The following is a 20,575-nucleotide window of genomic DNA, read 5'->3' as shown; positions in this document are numbered from 1 at the left end:
GACCAGGAACCGGATGAGGGGGATCCATGGAATCGACCACTGGCCGGAGACAGACGGCGGCGACGTCGGGACTGCTGGCCCTGGTGCTGTCGGGGGCGGGGCTGCACGACGGGCTGCACAACGGTCCGAACAGCGCTCGCGGGGAACGGGTTCGGGCGACGTCGGAGGTGATCCGGGTGCGGCCCACCCTGCCGTCCGATGCGACGCTTCGTCTGCTGGGCGTCAGCGACGGGCGGGCGGCGGTGGTGCGGGACGGGGGCACCCTGATGACCGGTCAGGTGAGCGATCCGGGGCGGCTGAGCGTGGTCGGCCGTCACGACCAGGACGCCTACGGCCCCGACGACCTGACCGGCGACGTTCTGCGCTGGGCGCAGAACGTCGAGTACGGCCGGTGGCTGCTGCACACGGTGAACCTGGCCACCGGTGAGCGCTCGTCGCGCGAGACCGAGGACGTGCCGCTGGGCTGGACCCCGCACGGATGGCTCGGCCTGCACGGCGAGACACTCAGCGAGCACCGTGACGAGGGCACGGAACAGGTTCTGCTGAAAGGTATTCCGGAAGACGCCCTGCTCGGGCCGGAGGCGGTGGGCGACGGGGAGCGCACGCTGGTGTCGTACTCGCTGCGCTCGCCGGGCGAGGACGAGGAGTTCATGGTCTCCCGGCGCACCGTGCTGATCACCGACGACGGCCGCACGGTCGAGAAGCTGGCCGAGATGGCCGACGACGGCACCGGTGTGGGCGTGCTGGACATGGCGCTGACCCCGCACTCGGAGGTATGGATCGGCTACGGGCGGACCGGCCCGGGGACGTTCGCGGTGACGGCGCACCGCCGGGAGCGGGCCGGCGGCACGGTGCACGACCTGGGGGCCTGACCTCGCAGCCGTCCCTGTGGGGCAGCACCGTGGTGGCCGACGACGACGTGGTCGTGGTGGCCGACCAGCTCAGCGGCCCGGGTGAGCCACAGGTGGGCCGGGTGCGGCAGGGGGACGGCACCACCTGGCGCACCGTGGCGCCGCTGGGCGGAACCGGCCGCACGGTCGAGGGTCTGGACGGCATGGCACTCGACGACGGCCACCTGTACCTGGGGCTCGGCGGCGACGTCGCGGCCACCGCCGGGGTGTACCGGGTGGGGGACGACGTGACGGCCGAGGCCACGCGCCTGGGCACCGTGGGCCGCGTCCGCGACGTCATCGCCGACGTGGGGCTCGACGCGGGCGTTCTGGCCTACACACAGCGCCGCGCGGCGCTGCCGGAGGAGAACGTCGCGTCGGTCGTCACCCGCCGCCTGATCCGGGACGCGCGGGGGACGCCGGTCGGCGTGGGGAAGCGAACGGTGAGCGGGCCGGACGGGCCGGATGTGATGTACCCGGCGGGCAGCCGGGGCCCGGCCCTGAGCGTCTCCGGCCCTCGGTCGCTGAGCCGGACCGTCGGGCGGTACACGCTGTGGGGCGACGGGAAGCCGGAGCGGTTCGGGCAGAGCCGGCCGTGGCCCCCGGCGGACCCGCCGCTCAAGCAGTCCGGGGCCTGGAGCCTGGCCGGTGGGCAGGTGCGGGTCGTGGGTGACCGGGACCTGTGGCCCGCCCTGGACCTGGGCGATCAGCCGGCCGACCTGTTCGGGCCGCGCGTGCTGTGGCACACCGGGGCCGGGCGGGTGCTCTACCGCAACCTGAACAGCGGCAAGGGTTCCCGGGTGGGCTGGTGCGGGCGACGTGGGACGGGCGCACCGGGTCGGGCCGCGCGGTGCGGGCCGGCACCTACCGCTGGACCCTGACCGGCGGTTCCTCGCCCCAGATCGGCAGCGGCACGATCCGGGTTGTCCGGTGATGCTTTTGGGGTTGGCGGTGCTGGATGTTCCAAGCTGGTGCTGCCTTTAGCTCTGCCCTAACCGGTGGTTGTGGTCGGCTGCGTCAGCGTGGACGTGCCCTGACCATCGAAGAACCAGAGGTGTTCACACATGTCCAGCAACAGGATTCGCCTGCTGGCCGCCGGTGCCGTCACCGCGGCCGCCGTCACGGCCGTGGTCTCGGCCGGCGGCCCGGCGGCGCAGGCCGTTCCGGCGTCCGGGTGTTCCGACGTGGAGGTGGTGTTCGCGCGCGGCAGCGGAGAGATGCCCGGCCTGGGCATCACCGGCACCCCGCTGGTGAGCGGGCTGAGCTCGCAGCTGGAGGGCCGCAGCGTCACCTCCTACGCGGTGCAGTACGCGGCCGCCTACGACCAGAGCAGTGCCGGGGCCGGTGCCACCGACATGACCGAGCACGTGGTGGAGCAGGCCCAGGCCTGCCCGGACACCCAGTTCGTGCTGGGTGGCTACTCACAGGGGGCGAGTGTCACCGACATCGCCCTGGGCATCCCCACCACGCTGGGCCGGGGCTCGGCGATCCCGGACGAGCTGGCGCCGCGGGTGGCGGCGGTCGTGGTGTTCGGCAACCCGCTGGGGCTGTCGCGCCAGACCATCGAAGACAGCAGTGAGCTCTACGGGGGCAAGGCCAAGTCGTACTGCAACACCGGCGACCCGGTCTGCGGCGGGGGAGCCAACTCGCTGGCCCACCTCACCTACGCCAGCAACGGCAGTGTCAGCGACGCCGCACAGTTCGCGGCCGGAAAGGTGAGCGCGGAGGGTTGATGGTGGCGGTGACCCGCCCGGCCGTTTCGTGGCCGGGTGGGCCACCCACACTCTGATCGAGACGCTCGTGGCCCTGATCCGGCAGACCTTCCCGGCAGGTGACGGATGCGGGTGGCCGGTGCCCGAGGGCCCGGCACCGGGGCCCAGCACGCCGCGCCTGACCGCCCGAGTTTCACTCGACGCCATCATCACAACGCGGTCCCGCCGGAGGCGTCGATGACCTGACCGGTCACCCAGCGGCCGTCCCGGGAGGCGAGGAAGGCGACGACGTCGGCGACGTCCTCGGGTTCGCCGAGCCGGTTCAGGGCCATGCGGGCCACGGCCCTCGCCGCGGCCTGCTCGTCCTGATCGAGGTGGGCGTTGTTGCGGGTGCGGATCACACCAGGGGCGACCGAGTTGACCGTGATGCCGCGGGAGCCGAGGTCCTGGGCCAACGAGAGAGTGAACGCGTCCAGGGCGCCCTTGGCCACGCCGTAGGCGATCGCGTACGGGGACGCGAGCGTGGCCGACAGGCTGGAGATGTTGATGATCCGGCCGCCGTCGCGCAGGCGCGGCAATGCCTGTTGGGTGATGAAGAACGGCGCCTTCACACTGATCGCCATCACCTGGTCGAACGACTCTTCCGTCACGTCTGCCAGGTAAGCGAAACTGCCCTTGGCAGCATTGTTGACGAGAACGTCGATCCGGCCGTCGAGCGCGTACTCCCGTCCCGCCGCGTCGAAGGCCGCCCACAGTCGGGCCGCGTCACCGGGCAGCCCCAGTTCCGTGTGCACCGCGAAGGCGCTGCCGCCGGCCTTGCGGATCTGTTCCACCACGTTCGTGGCGGAGTCCGCGTCGTGGCCGTACCCGATGCCGACCACTGCGCCGTCGCGGGCGAAGCGCTCGGCGATGGCCCGTCCGATGCCGTGGCTGCCACCGGTGACCAGGGCGACCTTGTTCTCCAGTGCCTGAAACATCACTTCTCCTCAACGATTCCGTAGACACGGGTCAGGCGTTGCGGCTTCAAGCTAGACACGATGCTCATATTTATCAACACGGTGTCGAGAAAAATAACTGATGCGTCGAGTTTGGTCGAAGCCGGATATGGTCGAGGGGTGTCAGCCAGCCGGAGCCGCCGTCCACCCACGAAGGGCGATCAGCGCGAGCGCGCGCTGATCGACGCCGCGCGCACGATCTTGCGGGAGAAGTCGATCGGTCAGGTCACGATCGACGAGCTCGCCTCCACGGCAGGCATCGCCCGCTCCGGGTTCTACTTCTACTTCGAGTCCAAGCAGTCCCTGCTCGCGGCGCTGATCGATCAGGAGATCGCCGTGGCCGACGCGGAGACGGCCGAGTGGCTGGCCTCCGACGGCCTGGACCGTGACGCCCTGCGCCGCTGTCTGTCGGCCGGGCTGGCTCGCTGGAAACTCGACGGCCGGTGGCTGAGGGAGGCGTTCGTGACCCCCGACCCGGGCCCCGAGGTCATGCAGGTCCGGGCCGCTCTCGTCGACCAGGGGTGCGCCCTGTTCCGCGAGCGCATCGAACGCGATGCCGCGGCCGGGCGGACGGTCGCGGGGCCGCCGGCGCTGCTGGCCAAGATGGTGATCGACCTGCGCACCATCACGTTCACCCAGGCCTACGCCGACCCCGGGGCCTCCGGCGACGAGCTCGTGGATGCCCTCACCGATGCGATCCTGCGGCTGCTGTACGGCGTGAATCCCTAGGGCAGGACCTGCTCGGCGCGGACGGGGTCCGCGAGCCGGGGGATGAAGGCGGCCTCGTGCCAGTAGTGCTTCATCGACTTGGTGTGGTCGCGCAGCACCGCCGGGCCCGGCCCGAGCCGGCGGCAGGCCTCGTCGAAACCGTCTGACAGATCAGCTCCTTCGCTCCACACCGTGCGCGGGGTGACCTCGCGCAGGGCCTCGTACCAGCCCGGCAGCTCGTGGGCGCGGCGGTAGCGCGCGGGGTCCGTCACCAGGGTCACGTCGCGTTCGCGCAGCGCCTGGGCGAACGCCTCGTACTGCCGTGAGCTCAGCATCCAGCCGCGGTAGAGCGCGAGGCCGCCCCGCGGCACCCGGGCGATCGCCGGGCCCGCGCCGTGCGGACGGGTCAGCTCGTCGTGATCGACCAGGGCCACGGCGAGGCCGTTCTCGCGGGCCCGGCCGGCCTCGGCGGCGAAATGCCCGTCGGGACGGCGCGGGCGCAGCGGGTCGGCGGGGAGCAGGAGGATCATGCGGGCAGTATTCCCGCCGGAGTCATGATCTGCCGCCGGTTTTCCGCCGTCCGGGCTGTGTCACCATCGTGGCCATGACGGACCACACCCTCACCCTCCCCGACGGCCGGGCCCTGGAGCTGTACACCGGGGGCCAGGACGGCGGGATCCCCCTGGTGTTCCACCACGGCACGCCGGGTTCGCGCCTGGCCCCGGCCGGGCTGGAGCAGGCCGCGAAGAACCGCGGCCTGGCTCTGGTGATCGCCTCCCGCGCGGGATACGGCGGCTCGCACCGCAAGGCCGGGCGCAGCGTCGTGGACGTGGTGGACGACACCCGTGCGGTGCTCGAATTCATCGGTGCGGAAGAGTTTTTCGTGGCCGGGCACTCCGGCGGTGGCCCGCACGCCCTGGCCTGCGCGGCGCGGCTGCCGGGGGTGCGCGCGAGCCTGGTGATCGCCGGGGTGGCGCCCTACGGCGTGTCCGGCCTGGACTTCCTCGACGGGATGGGCGAGGAGAACCTGATCGAGTTCGGCACGGTGCTCGACGGGGAGCCGGTGGCGCGGCCGTACCTGGAGGAGCAGCGCGCCGGCCTGGTCACGGCCACCGCCGCGGGCGTGATCGAGGCCCTCGCCTCGGTGCTGCCCGACGTGGACCGGGCGGTGATGACCGACGCCTACGGCGAGGAACTGGCCGCCGGCATGGCCGAGGGACTGCGCCTGGGCGTGGACGGATGGCTCGACGACGACATCGCCTTCACCCGCGACTGGGGGTTCTCGCTCGACGAGATCGCCGGCCCGGTCACGATCTGGCAGGGCGACCTGGACCTGATGGTGCCGTTCGCGCACGGCCGTCACCTGGCCTCGGCGGTGCCGGGTGCGGACGTCAACCTGCTGACCGGCGAGGGGCACCTGTCCATCGTGGTCGGCGCGAACGAGCGGATGCTCGACCGGCTCGTGGCGCTGGGCTGAGGTGTTCCGGTTGATAACGAATTGCGCAGCACACAGGTACATAGCCCATTCATAGCCTCGGCACAGTTCTTGTTCAGTGCATGTGAGGACTCTGTGGCGTCGACACAGGAGAGTTCGCTACCGGCGCCCAAGGAGTTCCGCGCGTGACCCGTACGCCGCCCCCTGCCTCACCGCTCGAACCCGTTCCCGGGCAACAGGAATGGGACGGCGCCCCGATCACCCCGGCCGACGACGACCTCGACCTGTTCGCCGAGACCGGCCCCCGCGTCAACCGGGTCACCGCGGCGCTGGCCGCCGCCGTGCTGGCCGGGGTCGGTTTCATCGGCGGTGCCGTGGTGCAGCAGCACTTCGGCGCCGCCGGGTCCGGTTCTCCCGGCGGCGGTTCGGGGACGCTGGCCGGCGGCCTGGCCTCCGGTGGTCGCCAGGGCGGATTCCCCGGTGGCGCAGGCGGTTTCCCGGGCGGTGGTCGCAGTGGCGGGTTCGCCGGCGGTGGTCAGGGTTCGAGCCAGCGTTCGGGTCAGGGCTCGGGTCAGGGGGTCGGTGAGAGTTCCGGTGGGGTTTCTCAACCAGGGACGACGCAGGGCTCCGGCAGCACCCCCGCCGCCACCACCGGCACACCCGTGGTCGTGGGCACCCTCGTCGGGGTGTCCGGCCGCACCCTCACGGTGAAGAATTTCGCCGGCACCGAGGTCACCGTGAAAGTTCCCAGGGGGACGACGATCTCGGACTCCTCCGCGACCGCGCTCGGTGGTCTGGCCGAGGGCGTGTCGGTGTCGGTGACCGGAACCACCGCGGACGACGGAACCGTCACCGCGTCAGGCATCACCGCCCGCTGAGCGAGTTCGCACCAGGTCTGCCGAATCCAGGAGAAGGAGTTCCACCCGATGCTTCGCACCCGCAGGTCTCTCGCCGTACTGGCCCTCGCCCCGGCGCTCCTGCTCGCCCTGGCCGCCTGTGGCGGCTCGTCGTCCGGAGCGTCCTCGTCCGCGGGCTCGTCCACGGCCTCGGCCACCGGCGGTCCCGGGGGCGGGGGAGGCTTCGGCGGGGGCGACGGACAGTACCAGCAGATCCAGGAATGCCTGACGGCCGCCGGTATTTCGGTGCCGACGCCGAGCGGTGGGGGCCGGCGCCCGACCGACATGCCCAGCGGTGGCGCCGGTGAACGCCCGACCGGTATGCCCAGCGGGATGCCGACGGACATGCCCAGCGGTGGGCCCAGCGGAATGCCCAGCGGTGGGCCGGGTGGCGGTCAGGGTGGCGGTCAGGGTGGCGGTCAGGGTGGCGGCCAGTTCACCGAGCTGCTCCAGGACGAGAACGTTCAGGCCGCCCTCACCGCCTGCGGTATCTCGGTGCCGACGGCGTCGGCCACGGCCTCGGCGACCGCCGGCTGATCCGCTGCGTCGCTGCGTCGCAGTGCCGCTGGGCCGCAGCGTCGCTGGGCCGCAGTGCCGCTGACCGCTGAACGCTGACCGCTGGGCCGCGGGGGCCCTGAGGTCCGTCGGTCGTGAAGTCTCCTTTCCGGCGGCAGGTCTCAGAGGCCGCGCCGCGCCCGCACCTGCGCCCGCAGGTCTTCCAGCACGGCGAGTGACCCCTCGACCACCGCGTCGAGCAGGGCCTCGCCGGTGTGGGCGGTGGCCGGGGCCGGGTCGCCGAACACGCCGGACTCGGAGAACGGGTGCAACTGCATGGGCCGGGTGCCGAAGTCGGAGGGGAAGGCCGGGTAACAACTGACGTAGCGCTCCGGGTGCACGGTGTCCGGGTCGATGGCGAGCATGAGCGAGGTCTCCAGCTCCTCGGCGTGGGCCAGGCCCGGCGCGGCCTCGCGGCTGGTGCGCAGGGCGGTGGCCGCGGCGTCCCAGCCCGGGTGGTCGAGGGCGAGGGCCGGTATCACCTGCTCGTCCTGGAGCGTGCGAATGGCGCTGTACAACGGATTCCGGTTGCCCCAGTCGCCGTTGACCACCACCAGCGCCCCGGCCCCGGAGGCGGCCAGCGCCTTGCCGATGTCCACGGCGATCGCCGTGACGGTGGCGGCCGACAGCGACAGGGTGCCGGGATAGCCGGCGTTGTTCCAGGTGTCGCCGTAGTGCACGGGCGGCAGCAGCACCGCGTCCAGGCGGGTGGCCAGGCGCCGGGCCACGGCGGTGGCGGTCGCGGTGTCGGTGCCCAGCGGCAGGTGCGGGCCGTGCTGTTCCAGCGCGCCGAAGGGCAGGAACGCGAGGCCCTCTCCGGTGCGCAGGTGCTCGGCCACCTGGGGCCAGGGGGTGCGGTAGGCGTCGATCACGATTTCTCCTGTGCTGAAACGGTTTCGGGTGATCGGGTCGAGGGGGCGATCACCAGGGCGGGGGCGAGCTGGACCCGGCGGGCCACGTCGTCCTCAGGTCTGCGGGGTTGTTGCAGCAGGCGCACGGCCTCACGCCCCATGGCCGGCCAGGGGTGGCGCAGCGTGGTGACGGCGTGGGTGCGGGCGCCGGGGGTGAGGTCGAGCAGACTGGCGACCTGGACGTCGCCGGGCACCCGCACGGCGTTCAGGCGCAGCACCGCCATCAGCCCGGCGGCCACCTCGTCGTTCGCCGCGACGATCGAGTCGTGCCCGGAAAAGCCCTGCGCGACCAGTCTTTCGCCGGCCCGGATGCCACCGTTCAGGTCCGACCCGTCGAAGGCCGCCACCCGCAGCGACAGCCGGGCCTGCTCACCGGCCGTGCGCAGGGCGGCCAGCCGGCGCCGGTCGGCCGGTGTGGCCGGGTCGAGGCCCACCGCCAAGGCGTGGCGAGCGCCACCGGCGGCCAGATGGTCGGACAGCAGCCCGGTGGCGCGGTCCTCGTCCAGGCCGACGGAGTCGGTGGCGTCCGGGTCGACGAACCGGCCGACCTGCACCACCGGCACGTCACCGGCACCGGCCACGGCGGCCCGGCCGGCCTCGATGCTCGGCGCCGACAGCACGATGCCGTCGACACGGCGGGCCCGCAGGGCACGGACATGGGTGTCGAAGGCCTCGTCCGGGTCGGCGTGCCGCAGTACCAGCGCGACGTCGTGGTCGTCGAGCGAGGTGCTGACCGCCTCGATCAGCGCGGACAGGAACAGCGTGGAGTAACGCGGCAGCAGCAGCCCGACGGTGCGGGTGCGCGAGGCACGCAGGGCGCTGGCCACGGCGTTGGGCTGGTAGCCGAGCGCCCGGCTGGCCTCCAGCACCCGGCGGCGCTTGTCCGGGGCGACGGGCCGTGAGCCGCTGAGCGCGCGGGAGGCGGTGGCGACCGAGACGCCGGCCCGGGCCGCGACGTCGGCGAGCGTGGCTGCGCCCAAGGCGTTCTCCCTGCCGGAGGTGGGGGCGGTGCAAGAGGACGCGGCAACTATAGGCAAACGATTTCACGCTTTGCCATACCGTCCCGCATCTGAAAGCGATCGGCAACAGCCAAGAAACACCAGCTCCTGATACTCGTCGACGGCGTCGGCCACCACTCCCCGTGCGGGTGAGCCCACGAACCATGTGCAATCGATGTCTTAGCAAGGAGACCCATGAACCGCGCGCACCGCACCCTGGCTGCCGGCGCCGTCGTCACGGCCCTGGCCCTGACCGGCTGCTCCGGGCAGAAGGCCGCGACGACCACCGCGCAGGCCTCCGGCGACGGAAAGACCGTGGCCCTGCTGTACGGCACCACCGGCGACCACTCGATCCAGGACAGCGCCTACGCCGGCTTCACCCAGGCCCAGAAGGACTCGTCGTTCACGCCGCTGGAACTGTCCAGCCCGAACACCGACGACTACCAGGACCGTGTCGACCTGGCCCTCCAGCAGGGCGCCGACCTGGCCGTCGGCATCGGTTTCCAGTGGACGACGCCGATGACCGAGACCGACCACCCGGACACCGCGTTCGTGGCCGTCGACGTGGACAAGGGCACGACGATCGAGGGCGCCACCACCGTCTCGTTCGCCGCCGAGGAGTCGTCCTACCTGGTCGGCATGGCCGCCGCCCTGGCCAGCAAGTCCGGGCACATCGGGTTCGTCGGCGGGGTGAACCAGCCGAGCATCCAGAACTTCCTCGGCGGCTACGAGGCCGGCGCCAAGTCGGTCGACCCCGACATCACCGTCGACTCCACCTACCTCTCCCCGCTCGGCGACTTCACCGGCTTCTCCGACCCGACCAAGGGCAAGGAGGCCGCCGCCACGATGTACGCCGACGGCGCCGACGTGGTCTACGCGGCCGCCGGCGGCTCCGGCGAGGGCGTGTACGAGGAGGCCGCCGACTCCAGCAGCTCCTCCCGGCAGAACTGGGCGATCGGTGTGGACGGCGACGTGTACGAGCAGGTCGACGCCAAGATCAAGCCGTACATCCTGACCTCCGCCACGAAGAACATCGACGTCGCGGTCAAGGACTCGATCAGCCAGTACCTGGCCGGCGACCTGAAGACCGGCGAGCAGCAGTTCGACCTGGCCAACGGCGGCGTGGGCTACTCCACCTCCGGCGGCTTCGTCGACGCCTACGCCGACCAGCTCGACGCGGCGGCGAAGAAGATCGCCGACGGCGACATCAAGGTCCCCTCCGCGCTGTGACCGCGACGACCGAGCCGCTGGTCCGGCTGCGCGGGATCGTCCGGCGCTTCGAGAACGTCGTGGCCAACGACGGTGTCGACCTCACCGTCTCGCCCGGCACCGTGCACGCGGTGGTGGGCGAGAACGGGGCCGGCAAGTCGACGCTGATGAAGATCCTGGCCGGCGAGGAACGCCCCGACGCGGGCACGATCGAGGTCGCCGGCAGCCGCCACGACCTGCGCTCCCCGCGCGAGGCGCAGCGGCTCGGCGTCGGCATCGTGCACCAGCACTTCCTGCTCGCGGGCGCACTGCGGGTGTGGGAGAACGTCGTGCTCGGCGACGAGCCGGGCCGCTGGCGGCTGGACGCCGCCACGGCCCGGCGCCGGGTGGCGGAGCTGGCGCACCGGCACGGTTTCGACGTGCCGGTGGACGCCTACGTGCGGGATCTCGGGGTCGGTGCCCGCCAGCGCGTGGAGATCCTCAAGGTGCTCTACCGCAGGGCACGCGTCATCATCCTCGACGAGCCCACCGCCGTCCTGGTCCCCAGCGAGGCCCAGGCCCTGTTCAGCGCGATGCGCGCGTTCACCGCCGAGGGCGCCGCGGTGGTGTTCATCTCGCACAAGCTCGACGAGGTGCTCGCCTTCGCCGACGAGATCACCGTGATGCGCGCCGGCCGCGTGGCCGGTCACACCCTGCCCGGTGACACCACGGCCCGCGACCTGGCCGCGATGATGGTGCAGGTCGAGATGCCGCACGTGGAGCCGCGCACCGCACCCCCGGGCCAGGAGGTGGTGCTGCGCACCGGCGCCCTGGGCGTCGGGAGGCCCGGCGAGGTACCACTTCTGCACGACGTGAACCTGAGCGTGCGTTCCGGCGAGATCGTCGGCGTCGTCGGCGTGGAGGGCAACGGCCAGTCCGAGCTCCTGCTCGCCCTGCTCGGGCGCACCCCGGCCCACGGAACGGTCGAGCTGGCCGGCCAGGACGTGTCCGGCCTGCCGACCGCCGAAAGGCGCGCCCGGGGCCTGGCCTACATCCCCGAGGACCGCCACCGCGACGGCCTGGTGCTGCCGATGACGCTGCGCGACAACAGCGCCCTCGGCTACCACACGCGTCCACCGGTGCGCCGCGGCCCGTGGTTCGACCGGCGCGCCGCCACCCGCGCCGCCGCCGAGATCATCGCCCGCCACGACGTGCGCGGCGCAGGCCCCGGCACCCCGGCCGCCGCCCTGTCCGGCGGCAACCAGCAGAAGTTCGTGGTCGGCCGCGAACTGCGCGGGCAGCCGAGGGTCCTGCTCGCCGCCCACCCCACCCGCGGCGTCGACATCGGCGCCCAGGCGGCGATCTGGGGCGAGCTGGTGGCCGCCCGCGACCGCGGCCTGGCCACCCTGCTGGTCTCCGCCGACCTGGAGGAACTGCTGGCGCTGTCGGACCGGCTGCTGGTGCTGCACCGCGGCCGGCTGGTGGCCGAGCTCGACCCGCACGACCTGGACCCGACCACCCTGGGAGAACACATGACCGGCGCCCGCCACACCGGTGCCGCATGACCCGCCACGTGCTGAGAGCCCTCGCCCCGCCGGTGATCTCGATCCTCATCGCGCTCGCCGTCACCACGCTCTTCCTCACCGTGAGCGGCTACTCGGCGGCCTCGGCCTACCAGGTGATGTGGCAGTACGGCACGCAGCGCAACTCGCTGGTGATCGCCCTGAACAACGCCGTGCCGCTCTACCTGGCCGGGATCGCGGCCGCCTTCGCGCTGCGCATGGGCCTTTTCAACATCGGCGTGGACGGCCAGTACCGGGTGGCGGCCCTGACCGGCGCGGTGGTCGCCGCCGCCCTGCCGTTCCCGGCCGTGATCACCCTGCCCCTGACCCTGCTCGCCTCGGCCGTGGCCGGCGGGCTGTGGGCCCTCGTGCCCGCCCTGCTGAAGATCTACCGCGGCGTGAACGAGGTGATCACCTCGATCCTGATGAACGCCGTGGCCACCACCACCATCGCCATCCTGCTCGCGCACGTGTTCCGCGCCGACACCGGCCAGGACACCGGCACCCGGATGATCGGCGCCGGCGGCTCGATGCCCGACCTGTTCGACCTGGGCGACGGAAACCGCACCGCCGTCTCGGGTTTCCTGCTGGTCGCGGTGATCTGCGGCCTGGTGTACCACCTCGTGCAGCGGCGCAGCGTGTTCGGCTACACCCTCCAGGTCGCCGCCCTGTCACCCGACGCGGCCGCCTCGGCGGGCATCCCCGTCAACCGCCGCGTGGTGCAGGCCATGCTCTGGTCCGGCGGCGTGGCCGGGCTGGTCGGGCTGCCGCACGTGCTGGGCGTGGCCCACCGCTACGACGGCACCATGCCCACCGACCTGATGTTCCTCGGCCTGGCCGCCGCCCTGCTCGGCCGCTCGCACCCGGTCGGCACCGCCCTGGGCGCCTACGTGCTGGCCTTCGTCGAGCGCAGTTCCCAGGTACTCGGCCTGGTGCGGCTGCCCACCGAGGTGGGCGAGCTGTTCATCGCCGTCGTGCTGCTCAGCTCGGCCGTGGCCTACTGGATCGTCGAGCACGGCGAGCACCGGTTCGGCCTGTGGGCCCGGGCGCGGCGCCGCTCCGACCCGGTCGAGGTGACCCCATGAGCACCACGCTGCCAGCAGTTCCGTCGTCCACCCTGGAGGACGACGTGAGACCCGGACGGCGCCCGGCCCGCTTCCTGGGCCTTGCCCTGGGCGGCCTGCTCCTGCTCGTGCTGGCCCGGTACGCCGTCGGTGCCCCCGGCATCACCGCCTCCGCCACCTGGGGTTCCGCGCTGCGCCTGACCGTGCCGATCCTGGTGGTCGCGCTCGGCGGCCTGTACTGCGAGCGGGCCGGCGTGATCAACGTCGGCCTGGAGGGCATGATGGTGGCCGGCACCTGGACGGGCGGGTTGTGCGGCTGGCACTTCGGCCCGTGGGCCGCGCTGCTGGGCGGCATGCTCGGCGGGCTGCTGGTCGGGGCGATGATGGCGTTCCTGTGCGTCGAGCTGGGGCTCAACCAGCTCGTCGTGGGCGTCGCCGTCAACGTGGTGGCGGCCGCCGCGGCGCGGTTCTGCTCCGAGATCGCCTTCCAGGGCGTGGACGGCGGCACGATCGCCCGCTCACCCCGCATCGACGGCGCCCTGCCCGAGGTCGGGATCCCCTTTCTGTCGGGCGGTTTCGGGACGGCGGACGCACTGGCGTCGCTGGAGCGGGCGAACCTTCCGGTGCTCTCGCAGTTCGCGGGCATCGTCGGGGGCCTGACCCGCGACGTGTCGCTGGCCGCCCTGATCGGTCTGGCCCTGGTGCCGGCCAGCGCGTACCTGCTGTGGCGCACGCCGTTCGGGCTGCACTGGCGGGCCGCCGGTGAGGAACCGGCCGCCCTGACCGCGCTCGGCGGGCACGTGCAGCGCACCCGCTGGATCGCGGTGTGCACCGGCGGGGCGCTGGCCGGGTTCGCCGGCGGCTACCTGGTGCTGGTCTCGCGCGCCTACGTGGAGGGCCAGACGGCGGGGCGCGGGTTCATCGGCCTGGCCACGCTGATCTTCGGCAACTGGACACCCTCGGGCCTGTCCGCGGGGGCCGCCCTGTTCGGGCTGTCCGACGCGGTGGGCCTGGGCCGGCCGGAGACCTTCCGGGCCCTGCTGCTGGTGCTGGGCGTGGTGTTCGCCGGCCTGGGCGTGGCCCGCCTGCGCTCGGCCGGGGTGCGCCCCGCGCTGGCCCCGCTGCTGCTCGGAACGGCCGTGCTGGTGGTGGTCGCGGTGGTCCCGTTGCCGGCCGAACTGCCCACCGCGGCGCCCTATCTCGTCACCCTCGCGGTGCTCGTCGTGTCCGGGCGGACGATGCGTCCCCCAGCCGCGCTCGGGCGGTTCGTGCCGCGCCGTACCTCCAGGAGCTGAGCCGTGCTGACCGATTCCCGACCCGCCGCCGGGCACCTGACGGGCCTGCCGGTGTGGGACGGCACCCGCGACCTCGGCCCCGCCGATGTCAGCTGGTCCGCCGACGGCACCCTGACCGCGGTCGCGCCGGTCGCGCCGGCCACCGCGGCGGCCGGCACCGGCCTCACCGTGATCCCCGGCCTGATCGACACGCACGTGCACCTGGTCGGCAACGCCTCGGCCGCGCGCGCCGACTTCCTCGGCTGGCCGCTGGTCACCCGGCCCGAGGAGCGCACCCTGCACGGCCTGGCCCAGGCCCAGCGGGCGCTGCGGGGCGGGGTGACCACGGTGCGCGACCTGTCCGCCGACGACATCCAGTTCTCGCTGCGCCGGGCCCTGGAGCAGGACGTCGTGACCGGGCCGCGGGTGCTGGCCTTCGGCATGGTCTCGATGACCGGTGGGCACGGCGACCTGTTCACCCCGGCGGCGGTGCGCGAGCGCCCGCCGGTGGCCGACGGCCCGGACGCCTGCCGGGCGCTGGTGCGGCACTGGGCGCGCTCGGGTGCCGACGGCATCAAGATCGCCACCAGCGGCGGCGTGCTCTCGGTGGGGGACAAGCACTCCTGGCGTAACCACACGCCGGCCGAGATCGCGGCGATCGTCGACGAGGCGCACGCCCTGGGCCTACGGGTGGCCGCGCACGCGCACACCGCCGAGGGGGTGCGGGTGGCGCTGGAGCACGGCGCCGACTCGATCGAGCACGGCACCCTGATCACGGCCGGGCAGGCGGAGCGGGCCGCGGCCGCGGGCGTCACCCTGGCCCCGACCCTGCTGATCAACGACCGGATCGCGGCCGGCACCGGGGTCACGCCCGAGCAGCAGCACAAGGCCGCCGAGCTGGTCGGCCGGCGTGACGCGGCGCTGCGGGCCGCCGAGGAGGCCGGCCTGGAGATCGTGCTGGGCACCGACGCCAACGGCTACCACGTGCGGTTCGGTGATCAGATGGACGAGGTGCGCGCCATGGCGGGCCTGTTCGGCTGGAGTGCGGGGCGGGCCCTGGAGGCCGCGACGTCGCGGGCGGCGTCGGCCGTCGGCCTGGACGGCGTGACCGGCAGCCTGCGGGCCGGGCTGTGTGCCGACCTGCTGGTGGTGCGTGGCCGGCCCGCGCACGACCTGGCCGACCTGCGCCCGGAGAACCTGGTGGCCGTGGTCTCCCGGGGCCGCGTGGTCGCCGGGCAGCTGCCGTCGTCCTGAAACCCCTCTTCTGCAAGGAGAAATCACATCATGTCTTTCGCCCGGGACGGTTTTCCCCGCTGGTCGCGGCCGCAGGAGCCGTGGGCGGCGTTCCCCAAGGTGACGCTGCACGACCACCTGGACGGCTCGCTGCGTCCCGAGACCCTGATCGAACTGGCCGCCGCCGCGGGCGTCGCGCTGCCCTACGACGACCCGGACACCCTGGCCGGCTGGTTCAAGGGCCGGGTGACCGAGCCGGTGGTCGGGCACTGGGACGAGAAGTTCGGCCTGACCACGGCCGTGATGCAGACCGAGGAGAGCATCTCGCGGGCGGCCTGTGAGTGGGTGCTGGAGGCGGCCGCCGACGGCGTGTTGTACGGCGAGACCCGCTGGGCCCCGGAGAAACACGTGCTGGGTGGGCTGCCGTTGCGGGTGGCCGTGGAGGCCGTGGCCGACGGCCTGGCCCGGGGCGAGCGGGAGGTGGCCGCCGCCGGCGGGCGGATCCGCGCCCGCCAGCTGCTGTGCGGTATGCGCTCGTCGAAGCTGTCCTACGAGATCGCCCGGCTCACCGTGGCCACCTACGGCGAGTGGGGCGGCAGCGTGGCCGGTTTCGACCTGGCCGGGCCGGAGGACGGGTTCCCGGTGAGCGAGCACCTGCGGGCCACCGACCTGCTGCGGGCGGAGGGTGTGCCGTGCACCATCCACACCGGTGAGCACGAGGGCGAGCACAGCGTGTACGAGACCGTGCACCTGGCCCACGCCCTGCGCCTGGGCCACGGGATCCGGGTGATCGAGGACGTCGCGCTCGACGGCCGTCCCCTGCGTGCCGCCACCGCCGTGCGCGACGTCGCGGCCGCCCGGGCCGCCGGGCGCGGCGAGCTGACCCTGGGCCGCACCGCGCGCTGGGTGGTGGACCGCCGCATCCCGCTGGAGGTCTGCGTCACCTCGAACTCCAAGGGCAACCTGGTCGACGGCGTGCCCAACCACCCCGTCGACCTGCTGCGCGAACTCGGCTTCACGCTCACGATCAACCCGGACAACCGGGGGATGTCACTGGTGTCGATCAGCTCCGAGTTCCGGGTGATCCAGGAGCAGTTCGGCTGGGGCGCGGCCGAGTTCCTGGCCGCGGAGCTGGCCGCCGTGGAGGCGACGTTCCAGAGCGCCGGTGAGCGGGACGCTCTGCGGGCAGCGGTGATCGCGGCGGCGGAAGGGGTGGTGCCGGCCTGAGGCCCTCGACCGGCCGGTAGTGACGGTGGCGCCGGTAGCGTCGGGCGGCATGGACAGGATCGCCATCCTCGGCTGCGGCGGCAGCGGCAAGACCACCGTGGGACGCACCCTGGCCGCCCACCTCGGCGCGCCCCTCACCCATCTCGACGGCCTCTACTACGACGGCGACTGGAACACCCTCCCGCCGGCGGAGTTCGCGGCCCGGCAGGAAGAGATCGTGGCCGGTCCGCGATGGGTCGTCGACGGAAACTACGCCGCCAGCATGCCCATCCGCCTGGCGCGCGCCGACACCGTCGTCTTCCTCGACATCCCCCCGCCGGTGTGCCTGTGGGGAATCCTCCGGCGGCGGTACGCCTACCGAGGGGGCCAGCACCCCGACCAGGGGGTCTACGACCGCATCACCTGGAACTTCGTCCGCTACGTGCTCGGGTTCCGGCGCAGCATGCGCCCGCGGGTGCGCGTCATGATCAGTGAGCACGCCGCCCACGCCGACGTCGTCGTCCTGACCAGCCGCCGTGCCGTCCGCCGCTGGCTGCTCGATCTACCGAAGGAGAGCTCATGACCACCGCGCTGCTCGTGATGGACGTGCAGGAACAGGTGCTCGCCCGCTATCCGGCCGAGGCGTGTCTCGCGAAACTGGGGACGGCGATCAGCTCGGCCCGGTCCGCCGCCGTCCCGGTCGTCTACGTGAAAATCGCCTTCCGGCCAGGGTTTCCCGAGATCCACCCGCGTAACAAGATGTTCGGCGGGATGCCCGCCCGCGCCGGGAACACCCCGGCGGCCAACGAGATCCATCCGGACGTGGCCCCGGAGCCGGGGGACGTGGTGGTGCTCAAGCATCGGGTGTCGGCGTTCGCCGGCAGCGACCTGGACATGGTGCTGCGGGCCCAGAACATCGAGCACCTGGTGCTGACCGGCGTGGCCACCAGCGGCGTGGTGCTGTCCACCCTGCGCCAGGCCGCCGACCTGGACTACCGCCTCACGGTGCTCGCCGACGCCTGCCTGGACGGTGATCCGCAGGTGCACGACGTGCTCATGACCAAGGTGTTCCCGATGCAGGCCGAGGTGGTCACCGTGGGGGAGTGGGCAGCCGGCACGGGCGGCTGATCCGGGCCGGCCGTCCCCCGAAAGGTGTCTGGGGGGAAGGACTCCGGGCTCCCTACGGTGAGAGTATGAAGAAGCTCGTGGCGATCGGTTCCACCGCGATGATCACGCTGGGCGCCCTGGTGGGCTCGACGACGGTGGCGCAGGCCCGCACCAAGACCCCGATCAGGATCAAGACCTTCTGCGACGCCAGGAAACCGGTGGCCGAGCCGAAACAGATCTCCTTCGCCTGCGCCGACGACAACTACGGCGCCACGGGCATCACCTGGCAGCACTGGGGACGCCTCAACGCGATCGGCAAGGGGCAGGTCTACATCAACCTCTGCGAGCCCACCTGCGTCGAAGACGGAATGCGGACCTACCCGGCCCAGTTCGTGGCCACCAAGGTGCGCAAGGGCCTGTTCACCAAGGTGGTCGTGATCTACAACGGCAAGCGGCCGCACACGGCGGACACCGACAGCGTGGACCTCTCCTGAGGCTGCCCCTTCGGGAACCTGACAACCGGCCGGGCCCGGCGCGCGTCGGAGCAGGTGAGCCGGGAGGAGCCCGGGGGGAAGTGAGAGGAAACCCGTCATGCGCCGAGCACTGATCGCCGCCGGGGTGGTGGCCACCCTGACGCTCGGGGGAGCGGCCGCCGCCGAGGCGGCCCCGAAGAACAAGGCCTGCGTCACCGTCACCGAGTTCGGCAAGGTGAAGCCGGGCGCGACCAAGGCCAGGGTGGCGAAGATCTTCGGCACCAAGGGAACTCGCGAGTCGATCGGCCCGGACGGGCACGGTTACACCGACGAGGTGCGCGCCTACCGGGCGTGCGGGGCGCCCAACGCCGAGGTCACCGTGATCTTCGCCTCGGGCGAGGACCTGCCGTCGGTGAAGGTGGGCCACGCCCACGCCAAGTCCTGGGTCGAGGGCTGGTCGGGCTGAGGGCTGCGATATGTATGTGACCGGGTCCCCCGTCAGCGGGAGGCCCGGTCACCCCGCACCCGATGAAAGGAACGCCCCGATGAGCGTCTCCGCCGCCCTGACGAAACTCGGCATCGACCTGGGCAAGGTCGTGCCCCCGGCCGGGGTCTACATCCCGGCCAAGGTGCACGCGGACCTGGTCTACACCGCCGGCCAGCTGCCCTTCGTCGACGGCACCCTGTCCACGCTGGGCAAGGTCGGGGACGACGAGGGCCTGGTCGACCCGGCCCTGGCCAAGGACCTGGCCCGGATCTCGGCCCTGAACGCGATCGTCGCCGCGGCCGCCGCCGTCGGTGACGCCGACCGCCTCACCGGCGTGCTCAAGGTGACCGGATTCGTCGCCAGCGCACCGGGTTTCACCGGCCAGCCGGGCGTCATCAACGGCGCCAGCGAGCTGTTCGGCGAGATCTTCGGCGAGACCGGCGCCCACGCCCGCTCCGCCGTCGGCGTGGCCGTGCTGCCGCTGGACTCCCCGGTCGAGGTGGAGGCCGTCTTCACCATCGGCTGAGAGCGGCTCCCCGGCGTCGCCGGGCCCACCTCACAGCAGCCCGGCGAGCCCGGTCAGCAGGCTCTCCAGCCCCAGCCGGAACGCCCGCTCGGACCGGTCTCCGGGCTGCGCCCGGGTCGCCTCCACCGCCCTGGCCGGCCGCGTGGTGCCGGTCGCGGCCCACACCTCGACCGGCGCGGGCCATCTCGTCGTCCTCTGTTCTGGTTCTACGGAAAGACCGGCTGCTGCTGGGTGATGCAGTGGACGCCGCCGCCGAACGCGAAGATGTCCCGGGCGTCCACCGGCACGACCGTACGGCCCGGGTACACCCGCTCCAGCACCGCCCTCGCCGCCTCGTCCCGGGGATCGTCGAACGCGCAGGCCACCACCACCCCGTTGGCCACGTAGTGGTTCACGTAGGAGTGGTCGGTCAGCTCACCGTCCACCTCGTGCCGCTCCGGGGCCAGGAGCGGCACCACGTCCAGGCCCCGCTCCCGCAGGATCGCCGTGACCTCCTGGCTCACCGCGTGGTCCGGGTGCCCCGGGTCCGGCTGGGTGTGCACCAGCACCGCGCCGGAGCTGCTGAACGCGGCCACGATGTCCACGTGCCCGCGGGTGCCGAACTCGCCGTAGTCGGCCGTCAGCCCGCGCGGCAGCCAGATCGCCGTGCTGGTGCCCAGCCGGGCGTGCACCTCGGCCTCCACCCGCTGCCTGGTCCAGCCCGGGTTACGGTCCGGATCGAGCTGCACGGTCTCGGTCAGCAGCACCGTGCCGGCCCCGTCCACGTGGAACGCCCCGCCCTCCTGGGTCAGCGGCGAGTCCACCACCGGGGTGCCGGTCAGCCCGGCCACCGCCACGGCCACCGCGGCGTCCTGGTCCCACCGCGCCCAGGACTGCGCGCCCCAGCCGTTGAACCGCCAGTCCACCGCGGCCGGCCCGGTGCCGTCGTGCACGAACGTCGGACCCGAGTCCCGCAGCCAGGCGTCGTCCAGCGGCACCTGCGCCACCTCGACGCGCGGGTCGAGCAGCGCGCCCGCCGCCGCCCGGTCACCCGGGTCCACCAGCATCGTCAGCGGCTCGTACCGCACGATCGTGTTCGCCACCGCCGACCAGGCCCGGCGCGCACGCACCAGGTCCGGGCCGTCGCCGAACGTCGGGTTCGGCGTGGGAAAGGCCATCCAGGTGCGCAGGTGCGGCGCCCACTCGGCGGGCATCGTCGTCTCGGTCATGGTTCTCCGATCGTCAGCGAACACAGGTCGACCCGGTCAGGAACGATGGACGACGCGACCGTCCACCACCGTCAGCCGGACCGGCGCCTGGGCGAACTCGTCCGGGTCGGACCGTAGCGGGTCCAGCCCGAACGCCGACAGATCGGC

At 72.8% G+C, this 20,575-nt stretch carries 24 protein-coding genes; 18 read left to right on the top strand and 6 right to left on the bottom strand.

The genetic code is table 11. The annotated features are described in order from the left end of the window. Positions 1-26 precede the first annotated feature (26 nt). From KIH74_RS06025 to KIH74_RS06015, 3 genes are all read left to right on the top strand, one after another. On the top strand, positions 27-872 hold the full coding sequence (locus KIH74_RS06025) for a hypothetical protein (RefSeq protein WP_214154767.1): 846 nt from the start codon (positions 27-29) through the stop codon (positions 870-872). A 29-nt stretch (positions 873-901) separates the two neighbouring features. Continuing rightward, the gene (locus KIH74_RS06020) at positions 902-1,771 is read left to right on the top strand and encodes a hypothetical protein (RefSeq protein ID WP_214154766.1); all 870 of its coding nucleotides are present in this window, start codon (positions 902-904) and stop codon (positions 1,769-1,771) included. A gap of 183 nt (positions 1,772-1,954) precedes the next feature. Next, a complete protein-coding gene (locus tag KIH74_RS06015; protein ID WP_214154765.1) occupies positions 1,955-2,623 on the top strand; it encodes a cutinase family protein in 669 nt (222 codons plus the stop codon). 188 nt (positions 2,624-2,811) lie between these two features. On the opposite strand, the gene KIH74_RS06010 is transcribed toward KIH74_RS06015, so the two are convergent. Further along, positions 2,812-3,579, bottom strand: a complete 768-nt coding sequence (locus KIH74_RS06010) for an SDR family oxidoreductase (RefSeq protein WP_214154764.1) — start codon at positions 3,577-3,579, stop codon at positions 2,812-2,814. Between the two features lie 138 nt (positions 3,580-3,717). On the opposite strand from KIH74_RS06010, the gene KIH74_RS06005 reads away from it, so the two are divergent. Then, positions 3,718-4,326, top strand: coding sequence for a TetR/AcrR family transcriptional regulator (locus KIH74_RS06005; protein WP_214154763.1), 609 nt, complete (start codon positions 3,718-3,720; stop codon positions 4,324-4,326). Here the strand turns inward: KIH74_RS06005 and KIH74_RS06000 are convergent. Next, the gene (locus KIH74_RS06000; RefSeq protein WP_214154762.1) at positions 4,323-4,835 is read right to left on the bottom strand and encodes an ATP-grasp domain-containing protein; all 513 of its coding nucleotides are present in this window, start codon (positions 4,833-4,835) and stop codon (positions 4,323-4,325) included. The genes KIH74_RS06005 and KIH74_RS06000 overlap by 4 nt on opposite strands. Before the next feature lie 74 nt (positions 4,836-4,909). On the opposite strand from KIH74_RS06000, the gene KIH74_RS05995 reads away from it, so the two are divergent. The 3 genes from KIH74_RS05995 (at position 4,910) to KIH74_RS05985 (ending at position 7,173) form a co-directional block, all read left to right on the top strand. Further along, positions 4,910-5,782 carry an alpha/beta fold hydrolase gene (locus KIH74_RS05995; protein ID WP_214154761.1) on the top strand — a complete coding sequence of 291 codons (873 nt, stop codon included), beginning with the start codon at positions 4,910-4,912 and terminating at the stop codon, positions 5,780-5,782. 143 nt (positions 5,783-5,925) lie between these two features. After that, positions 5,926-6,618: a hypothetical protein gene (locus KIH74_RS05990; protein ID WP_214154760.1), complete on the top strand. Its 693-nt coding sequence runs from the start codon at positions 5,926-5,928 to the stop codon at positions 6,616-6,618. A 48-nt stretch (positions 6,619-6,666) separates the two neighbouring features. Then, positions 6,667-7,173 carry a hypothetical protein gene (locus tag KIH74_RS05985; RefSeq protein WP_214154759.1) on the top strand — a complete coding sequence of 169 codons (507 nt, stop codon included), beginning with the start codon at positions 6,667-6,669 and terminating at the stop codon, positions 7,171-7,173. Between the two features lie 140 nt (positions 7,174-7,313). Here KIH74_RS05985 and KIH74_RS05980 read toward each other — a convergent pair whose 3' ends face one another. Together KIH74_RS05980 and KIH74_RS05975 are read right to left on the bottom strand one after the other, a co-directional pair. Next, a complete protein-coding gene (locus tag KIH74_RS05980; RefSeq protein WP_214154758.1) occupies positions 7,314-8,063 on the bottom strand; it encodes a creatininase family protein in 750 nt (249 codons plus the stop codon). Further along, positions 8,060-9,082 (bottom strand): LacI family DNA-binding transcriptional regulator, encoded by a 1,023-nt coding sequence (locus KIH74_RS05975; protein WP_214154757.1) that lies wholly within the window; start codon positions 9,080-9,082, stop codon positions 8,060-8,062. Before KIH74_RS05975 ends, KIH74_RS05980 begins: the two co-directional genes overlap by 4 nt. Positions 9,083-9,295: 213 nt before the next feature. Here KIH74_RS05975 and KIH74_RS05970 point away from each other — a divergent pair, with 213 nt between their 5' ends. The 11 genes from KIH74_RS05970 (at position 9,296) to KIH74_RS05920 (ending at position 19,220) form a co-directional block, all read left to right on the top strand. Beyond that, positions 9,296-10,330 (top strand): BMP family lipoprotein, encoded by a 1,035-nt coding sequence (locus KIH74_RS05970; RefSeq protein WP_214154756.1) that lies wholly within the window; start codon positions 9,296-9,298, stop codon positions 10,328-10,330. Next, on the top strand, positions 10,327-11,853 hold the full coding sequence (locus tag KIH74_RS05965) for an ABC transporter ATP-binding protein (RefSeq protein ID WP_214154755.1): 1,527 nt from the start codon (positions 10,327-10,329) through the stop codon (positions 11,851-11,853). The genes KIH74_RS05970 and KIH74_RS05965 overlap by 4 nt, the downstream gene beginning before the upstream one ends. Beyond that, the gene (locus KIH74_RS05960) at positions 11,850-12,935 is read left to right on the top strand and encodes an ABC transporter permease (protein ID WP_214154754.1); all 1,086 of its coding nucleotides are present in this window, start codon (positions 11,850-11,852) and stop codon (positions 12,933-12,935) included. Before KIH74_RS05965 ends, KIH74_RS05960 begins: the two co-directional genes overlap by 4 nt. Beyond that, positions 12,932-14,209, top strand: coding sequence for an ABC transporter permease (locus KIH74_RS05955; protein ID WP_214154753.1), 1,278 nt, complete (start codon positions 12,932-12,934; stop codon positions 14,207-14,209). The genes KIH74_RS05960 and KIH74_RS05955 overlap by 4 nt, the downstream gene beginning before the upstream one ends. A 3-nt stretch (positions 14,210-14,212) precedes the next feature. Continuing rightward, the gene (locus KIH74_RS05950; protein WP_214154752.1) at positions 14,213-15,442 is read left to right on the top strand and encodes a metal-dependent hydrolase family protein; all 1,230 of its coding nucleotides are present in this window, start codon (positions 14,213-14,215) and stop codon (positions 15,440-15,442) included. Positions 15,443-15,472: 30 nt separating this feature from the next. Then, entirely contained in the window at positions 15,473-16,648 is a 1,176-nt protein-coding gene (locus tag KIH74_RS05945) for an adenosine deaminase family protein (protein ID WP_214154751.1), read from the top strand. Positions 16,649-16,697: 49 nt separating this feature from the next. Continuing rightward, the gene (locus KIH74_RS05940; RefSeq protein WP_214154750.1) at positions 16,698-17,210 is read left to right on the top strand and encodes a P-loop NTPase family protein; all 513 of its coding nucleotides are present in this window, start codon (positions 16,698-16,700) and stop codon (positions 17,208-17,210) included. Further along, a complete protein-coding gene (locus KIH74_RS05935; RefSeq protein WP_214154749.1) occupies positions 17,207-17,755 on the top strand; it encodes a cysteine hydrolase family protein in 549 nt (182 codons plus the stop codon). Before KIH74_RS05940 ends, KIH74_RS05935 begins: the two co-directional genes overlap by 4 nt. 65 nt (positions 17,756-17,820) lie before the next feature. Beyond that, positions 17,821-18,228, top strand: a complete 408-nt coding sequence (locus KIH74_RS05930; RefSeq protein WP_214154748.1) for a hypothetical protein — start codon at positions 17,821-17,823, stop codon at positions 18,226-18,228. A gap of 97 nt (positions 18,229-18,325) precedes the next feature. Continuing rightward, positions 18,326-18,673, top strand: coding sequence for a hypothetical protein (locus tag KIH74_RS05925; protein ID WP_214154747.1), 348 nt, complete (start codon positions 18,326-18,328; stop codon positions 18,671-18,673). Positions 18,674-18,752: 79 nt separating this feature from the next. Continuing rightward, complete coding sequence (locus KIH74_RS05920) at positions 18,753-19,220, top strand: RidA family protein (protein ID WP_214154746.1); 468 nt, start codon at positions 18,753-18,755, stop codon at positions 19,218-19,220. Between the two features lie 30 nt (positions 19,221-19,250). On the opposite strand, the gene KIH74_RS37500 is transcribed toward KIH74_RS05920, so the two are convergent. Next, positions 19,251-19,385, bottom strand: coding sequence for a hypothetical protein (locus KIH74_RS37500; RefSeq protein ID WP_281417676.1), 135 nt, complete (start codon positions 19,383-19,385; stop codon positions 19,251-19,253). 41 nt (positions 19,386-19,426) lie between these two features. After that, positions 19,427-20,428 (bottom strand): agmatine deiminase family protein, encoded by a 1,002-nt coding sequence (locus KIH74_RS05915; protein ID WP_214154745.1) that lies wholly within the window; start codon positions 20,426-20,428, stop codon positions 19,427-19,429. Positions 20,429-20,575: the final 147 nt, after the last annotated feature.

This window comes from Kineosporia corallincola, from assembly GCF_018499875.1.
In the GTDB taxonomy this organism is placed as follows: Bacteria; Actinomycetota; Actinomycetes; order Actinomycetales; family Kineosporiaceae; genus Kineosporia; species Kineosporia corallincola.
Note: the sequence above shows the minus strand (reverse complement) of the source record. Positions and strands in the feature narration are given on the sequence as shown.

Bases quoted from the DNA above. Each gene is read 5' to 3' on its own strand.
- KIH74_RS06025 (WP_214154767.1), top strand. From the start codon at position 27: ATGGAATCGACCACTGGCCGGAGACAGACGGCGGCGACGTCGGGACTG.
- KIH74_RS06015 (WP_214154765.1), top strand. From the start codon at position 1,955: ATGTCCAGCAACAGGATTCGCCTGCTGGCCGCCGGTGCCGTCACCGCG.
- KIH74_RS06010 (WP_214154764.1), bottom strand. From the start codon at position 3,579: ATGTTTCAGGCACTGGAGAACAAGGTCGCCCTGGTCACCGGTGGCAGC.
- KIH74_RS06000 (WP_214154762.1), bottom strand. From the start codon at position 4,835: ATGATCCTCCTGCTCCCCGCCGACCCGCTGCGCCCGCGCCGTCCCGAC.
- KIH74_RS05995 (WP_214154761.1), top strand. From the start codon at position 4,910: ATGACGGACCACACCCTCACCCTCCCCGACGGCCGGGCCCTGGAGCTG.
- KIH74_RS05985 (WP_214154759.1), top strand. From the start codon at position 6,667: ATGCTTCGCACCCGCAGGTCTCTCGCCGTACTGGCCCTCGCCCCGGCG.
- KIH74_RS05970 (WP_214154756.1), top strand. From the start codon at position 9,296: ATGAACCGCGCGCACCGCACCCTGGCTGCCGGCGCCGTCGTCACGGCC.
- KIH74_RS05960 (WP_214154754.1), top strand. From the start codon at position 11,850: ATGACCCGCCACGTGCTGAGAGCCCTCGCCCCGCCGGTGATCTCGATC.
- KIH74_RS05955 (WP_214154753.1), top strand. From the start codon at position 12,932: ATGAGCACCACGCTGCCAGCAGTTCCGTCGTCCACCCTGGAGGACGAC.
- KIH74_RS05945 (WP_214154751.1), top strand. From the start codon at position 15,473: ATGTCTTTCGCCCGGGACGGTTTTCCCCGCTGGTCGCGGCCGCAGGAG.
- KIH74_RS05940 (WP_214154750.1), top strand. From the start codon at position 16,698: ATGGACAGGATCGCCATCCTCGGCTGCGGCGGCAGCGGCAAGACCACC.
- KIH74_RS05935 (WP_214154749.1), top strand. From the start codon at position 17,207: ATGACCACCGCGCTGCTCGTGATGGACGTGCAGGAACAGGTGCTCGCC.
- KIH74_RS05930 (WP_214154748.1), top strand. From the start codon at position 17,821: ATGAAGAAGCTCGTGGCGATCGGTTCCACCGCGATGATCACGCTGGGC.
- KIH74_RS05925 (WP_214154747.1), top strand. From the start codon at position 18,326: ATGCGCCGAGCACTGATCGCCGCCGGGGTGGTGGCCACCCTGACGCTC.
- KIH74_RS05920 (WP_214154746.1), top strand. From the start codon at position 18,753: ATGAGCGTCTCCGCCGCCCTGACGAAACTCGGCATCGACCTGGGCAAG.
- KIH74_RS05915 (WP_214154745.1), bottom strand. From the start codon at position 20,428: ATGACCGAGACGACGATGCCCGCCGAGTGGGCGCCGCACCTGCGCACC.